General features: G+C 25.1%; 5 protein-coding genes. 2 read left to right on the forward strand and 3 right to left on the reverse strand.

Going from position 1 to position 6,000, the window contains the following annotated elements:
- The first annotated feature begins 452 nt into the window (after positions 1-452).
- On the forward strand, positions 453-1,640 hold the full coding sequence (locus ACXYRP_RS00675) for a phosphopentomutase (protein WP_458614992.1): 1,188 nt from the start codon (positions 453-455) through the stop codon (positions 1,638-1,640).
- A 47-nt stretch (positions 1,641-1,687) separates the two neighbouring features.
- Positions 1,688-2,614, forward strand: a complete 927-nt coding sequence (locus ACXYRP_RS00680; protein WP_458607191.1) for a nucleotidyltransferase — start codon at positions 1,688-1,690, stop codon at positions 2,612-2,614.
- Here the strand turns inward: ACXYRP_RS00680 and ACXYRP_RS00685 are convergent.
- The 3 genes from ACXYRP_RS00685 to ACXYRP_RS00695 all read right to left on the reverse strand — a co-directional run.
- Positions 2,607-3,860, reverse strand: coding sequence for a hypothetical protein (locus ACXYRP_RS00685; RefSeq protein WP_458614483.1), 1,254 nt, complete (start codon positions 3,858-3,860; stop codon positions 2,607-2,609). The two genes, ACXYRP_RS00680 and ACXYRP_RS00685, sit on opposite strands and share 8 nt — an antisense overlap.
- The gene (gene holA / locus ACXYRP_RS00690; protein WP_458614484.1) at positions 3,820-4,755 is read right to left on the reverse strand and encodes a DNA polymerase III subunit delta; all 936 of its coding nucleotides are present in this window, start codon (positions 4,753-4,755) and stop codon (positions 3,820-3,822) included. Before holA ends, ACXYRP_RS00685 begins: the two co-directional genes overlap by 41 nt.
- Positions 4,756-4,930: 175 nt before the next feature.
- Positions 4,931-6,000 (reverse strand): IS1634 family transposase (locus ACXYRP_RS00695; RefSeq protein ID WP_458614993.1); only part of this gene is annotated, 1,070 nt, incomplete at its 5' end.

Genomic DNA, 6,000 nt, shown 5'->3' on the forward strand with positions numbered 1-6,000 from the left:
AAATAACTTATAAACAAATATTTGGTATTAATTAGTGTAATATGAGATGATATACTTAATAAAAATATAAACAAATTTAAATCAAAATCGCCACAGCTATTTGCTGCAACGATACAAAGTTAAATCTGTTAGTTTTATACTTTCTTGTTTATGTGTTTTTCCTGTATTTCCCGCTTTGATGGTGAAAATTTTGTTTACCTATTGTTTATAGGGGTAAACAGAATTTTAAGGTAATTTTTTTCTTACTACTTTTTTAATCTTCAAGTGTAAGTTAACTATTCTTAAAAATATTAAAAAAAATTATTAGAAAAAATGTTTATTTAGGTTAGAATACACAAGAATTTAAACATAAAATATGATAACTTACAATATTAGTAATTTATCAGTTATTTTATTCTGCTAAAAAAGGAGTAAAATATAATTAATATTAAAATATAAATACAGGAGCAATTATGGCAAAATTTAGACGTATTTTTATGATTGTAACAGACGGTTTAGGAATTGGTCCGGATAAAGATCAAATTAAATTCGGTGATGCTGGTGCGAACACTATTCGATCTGCATCAATGGTTGAAGAATTTCAAATTGATACTTGAAAAAAATTAGGTATCGGTAATATTGCTAATCTTAACGGAAATTATTATGTTCGTAATCCACTTGCATATATGGCTAAAGTTCAAGAAGTTTCAAATGCAAAAGATACACTAGCTGGACATTGAGAAATGATGGGGGTTAAAACTAATACTCCGTTTCCTACATTTACTGAAAATGGATTCCCACAAGAATTAATTGATGAGTTATCAAAGGCTTTTGATGGAAGACCAATTGTAGGAAACAAAGCTGCATCAGGGACCGAAATCATTAATGAATTAGCCCACGAAGAAAAAGAACGTGGTGCTATTATAGTATATACATCAATGGATTCGGTATTACAAATTTGTGCTCATGAAGCTTGAACTGGTTTAGATAACTTATATCGTTATGCTAAAGCAGCACGTGAAATTTGCTCATCAAAATCTGAATGAAATGTTGGTAGAATTATATGTCGTCCTTATATAGGTGATTTTGGTAGTTTTGAAAGAACTTTTAACCGACATGATTATGCTAACGCACCAGGTTATACTATTTTAAATAGTTTATATAACAAAGGTATTGAAGTTATTTCAGTTGGTAAAATTAATGATATATTTGTAGGCAGTGGAATTTCTAAGCACTTTCCATCCGAAGGTGATGCAAATGGGATGGATATTACAATTGATTTAGCGACAAAAGACGGTGAAAATCAATTTATTTTCACTAATCTTGTACAATTTGATTCGCATTTTGGACACCGTCGTAATGTGCATGGATATGCACAAAATATAGCTAATTTAGATACAAAACTTGCTAAGTTAATCAATGTAATGCGTGAAGATGATTTATTGATTATAACTTCTGATCATGGAAATGATCCAACCTATCCAGGATTTAACCATACCCGGGAATTACTGCCAGCAACTATTTTCTCTAAGTCATTTAAATCTCCAAAGGTTTTAACTAACTTTAACGGTTTAGGAACATTAGGAAACATTGTAGCACGTAATTTCGATGTTGATATAGTCACTGAAACCGGAGATGATATCTTTGATGAGTTAGTTTAAAAATACAGCAGTATTGCTGTATTTTTAAAAATGATTATAATTTAAATATGAATAAGCAAATTAAAGTAGGAATTGTAGTTGAATATAATCCGATGCATAATGGACATATTTATCAAATTAATTGAATTAAAGAAAAATTTCCTAATGCAAAAATAATCATAGCGATGTCTTATAAATATTCACAACGTGGTGAAATAATTTGCTTACCTTTTTATCAAAGAAAAAAAATGGCTAAAAAATATGGAATTTATAAAGTTATTAAAATAAATAACAAAATCTCAGCACAAGCTGCACATATTTTTGCTTCAGAAGCCATTAAGTTGCTTAATAAAGCAAATATTGATTATCTTGTTTTTGGTTCTGAAACAGATGATATAAACACTTTTATCAATGTTGCTCAAATAATTAAGAATAATCAAGAAAAATATAACCAACTTGTTAAAAAATACCTAAAACAAAAAGGTAATAGTTTTCCAAGAGCAACAAATTTAGCATTAAGCAAATTAAGTGGATTTGAAATTAATCAACCTAATGATATTCTAGGTTTAGAGTATGTTAAAACTATAATAAATAATAATTTTAAAATTATCCCTATTTGCTTAAAACGTACCATCGGATTTCATAGCGAACAAATAAGTAATAATTTTGCTAGTGCGACAAAATTAAGAGCAATGCTTAAAGAAAATCAAAGTATAAAGCCATTTTCTCCTTTTGATATAAATAAAATCAAGCCGAAATTTCTTATAGAAAATACTTATCCAAAATTTCAAAAGATTGTAAGAAAACTATCAGCATCCAAAATAGCTCAATTTCATATGGTAACTGAAGGAATTGAAAATCTTTTTAAAAAACATATTGAACAATCAGATTATCAAAGTTTTATCCAAGCATGTGTGAGCAAAAGATATACTGCAAGTAGAATAAAAAGAACATATTTATATGTTCTTCTTAAAATTAAGAAATTCGTTATTTAATTTTAATAGAATATGCATTGATATTTTTATAAGGAATATCATTTGTGTTAAAAATCATAGTTTTCTTAATTGAATCAACAGTTATTTTAAAATTATAGATATATGGAATAAACAGATTATTAAAAACTGTGATTTTTACAATTTTTGCTATTGGATAATGAAAATAAAAAGTTTTTTGTTCACATTGATTAATAAAATATGAAGTTAAAATTTGATAATAATTAACTTGTGACAATGGTTTTATAGAATTATCATTTGATGTTAAATGTCTTAAAATAAATCCAATATTATTAGGAATCAAGCAATATAATTTAACTAAAAGTTTTATTTTATCTATTAAATAAAAATATCCTGATTTTTCAAAAACCATAAACTTTTTTAAATCAAAGATAGTAGTGTATTTTGATTTAAAAGTTTTTATAATTGCTTTAAATATATGATTGTAGTTCGATGAAATCCTAAAATCATATAGGTAATCATCAAAAACTTGAAATGTTTCAAAAATAGACAAATTACTTTCGTTTTCTTCATGGATATATATTGATCGATTATATAAACTTTTAAATGCATATAATGTTTTTTTTAAGTAATTAGTTATTTCTTCTTTGTCTTTTTTATTAATTTTATTTATCTTAGATGATATGTTTTTTAGCATTAAATCATCATTGTTGAATACTTCGGAATATTTCTTAGTAATTAAAATTAAGTTATCTCTTAATTCATTTTTGCTAGGATCAAATTTACTTAAATCTAGGTTTTTTGTTACTAACATATCTTCATATATAACATTCTGTGTCGATGTTAGCGTTTTTTGTATTGTTTGACTATCTTCTGAATCATCAAGAATGTTTTCGTTTCGGTTAATTGCATTTGCAATAACCAAAATATTACTAAAGTTCAACTCATAAGCAATTGAAATATTTTTAAATTGCGAAATCAAAGAAAGAAAATTTTGTAATAATTTCAATTTTCTTTCTTTTTCTTTTTTATTTTCAAGTGTATATTTTGAACTTTTTTCAATATACATAAATTCTTCATTGAAAAAATATAAATATATATCAGGAATAACAACAATAAATTTTGTTAATGATTTAGTTGTGTTTTTAAGGTGAAAGAATACCGAATCATAATATTCTTGGTTTTTTTGATAGTTACTTTTTGTTATTACTTCACCATCTAAAAATACAAAGTTCTTATTATCAAAATTATGTGAAGTTTGTGATCAAGAATGTCTCAAATAATACATTACTTGGAACCTCCGAACTTTTTAGTTGGATATCTAACTCAGCAAGGTTTATTAAAATATTATGAATCTTTTTAATTCCGTATAATTTTATAACTTGCAAAATCTTCTTATACCTTCAATCTTGCAATTTTGTTTGTTGCATTATATCATAATCAGTATATTCAAGTTCTTTGAGATTATAAACCCTATCTGCAAGTGAAAAAATACTAAAAATCTGTGACATTAAAGTTATTTCATTATCACCTTCACTACTGCGTTCAAGGTATTTTTGATAAATTTTACCTACATCTTTACTTTCTATCGAATTTATAAAAGCAAATTGGTTGTTTAACTTATAGTCTGATATAAAATCGTCAATAATATCCTTAGTTAAATTATCGGTATATGAAGTCATTTTCTCAACTTCATTTTGGATGATAAATAAGTTTTCTGGTAATTTTTCAAGCAAGTAAATTAAGTTACTTTGTGATATTTTTGTTCCCTTAGAACGAATAAAATTACCTATCTGTGTTCTTATTTCATACTTATTTATTTTATGTAGTTCTATAACTTTAAAAGCGCTCAAAATAAAATCTGTTAAATTATTTCTTGCATATTTAATTTGATTTAATACTAAAATCAAAGCATTTTTGTTCTGTCGCATAAATACTTTTTTAAAATATTCGATTATTTCTTTGTCTTTTTCGGAAGTTTTTGTTGCAGTTAATAGATTAAGATTATAAACGATAAATAATTTCGGTTGCTCAAACAAATTTTCACTTGAAATTTCATCTAAAATTTCAAGTAAATTATAATTTTCACGATAAGTAAAGATATTTTCATCTAAAAATTTTTCCTTAATTTTATTAATTTCGCGATTTATAAAAAACTCTTCATCACCTATTATAAAATACATAATAATATTATAACTGATAATGCCACTTTTTATAAAGATACATCATTAAAATAGAGCAAACATAAATTAAAACTACCATAATTTCTTTAACATATAAAAATTCAATCCTGTTTTTCTGGAAATAAATAAGAAAAAAATTTTTCTCCCTATATTTTAGGAAGAAAAATTTTTATTATTAAAAATTACTTGTAATTTTTTCAAGCATATCATATGTTTTTCAGAGATTGAAATCACTAACTTCTCTATTTCTTTTTTCTCAAATAATTTTTCTAGATTTTGTATCTATATAAACAAGAGATGTTAATTCTGTTAAAACCTTTGTCATTTCAGCAAAAGTTATTTTGATTATTTTTATCAACATATAATGTAATAATTTCATTATAACAAGAGAGATAAAACAAATTACACTGTGTCCGATGATATGTTCATCTAATGATAAATATACAGGTCTAATTTGGATAACAGACTTCAAACTACGAAAATTTTCTTCTATTTTTCATTGTTCTGCATAAACTCTACAAATTTCTAGTGCATCTAAATCCATTATATTTGTTTCGTATACATATATCCCATCTAATAATTCATCCTCTTTTACTTTTTCGGTGTTCAATCTATATAGGGATTTACTAACTGCATCATAATATCTACCACCTTTTGATCCTATAATTCTTTTTTCATTTATAAAGCCATCTTTATTTTGTAATTTAATAAAATTATTTATCAAAATTTCTCTATCATATTTGTCTTTATCGGCTCTTTCTTTGTTATATGTAATAACTCTTCTGAAAACATGACTTCTGTTTCGCTGTATTTCTGGGGTAACAATTTGTTCTTTTATTAAAAAGTCATCATTTATTTTTATAAAATCGCTTCTTTCTGCAATATAAGTTTTGAATTTTTTTGAACCCACTTTTGCACGGTTTGAAATAAGGTAATAATAGTTATTTTGAACTAAAAATTCTATGTTTTTGTTTGTTCACATTCCCCTATCGGCTATAACATATAATGTTTTGATTCCATATATATCCCTAACTTCCTTTATAAAATCAATTAATGTATTGCAATCTGCAGTATTTCCTGGAAAAACCTTCATATGAAATGGAATTCCGGTATTATAACATGCCATTGCGAGTACAATTTGATCCTCCTTAAACTTACCATCCTTTGAAAAACCTGACTGTCTTATTCCGTCTTTATCAAAACTTTCAAAATAAATAGTTGTAGAATCAAAATAAATTCTATTAT

Source organism: Mycoplasma sp. 5912, from assembly GCF_054353835.1.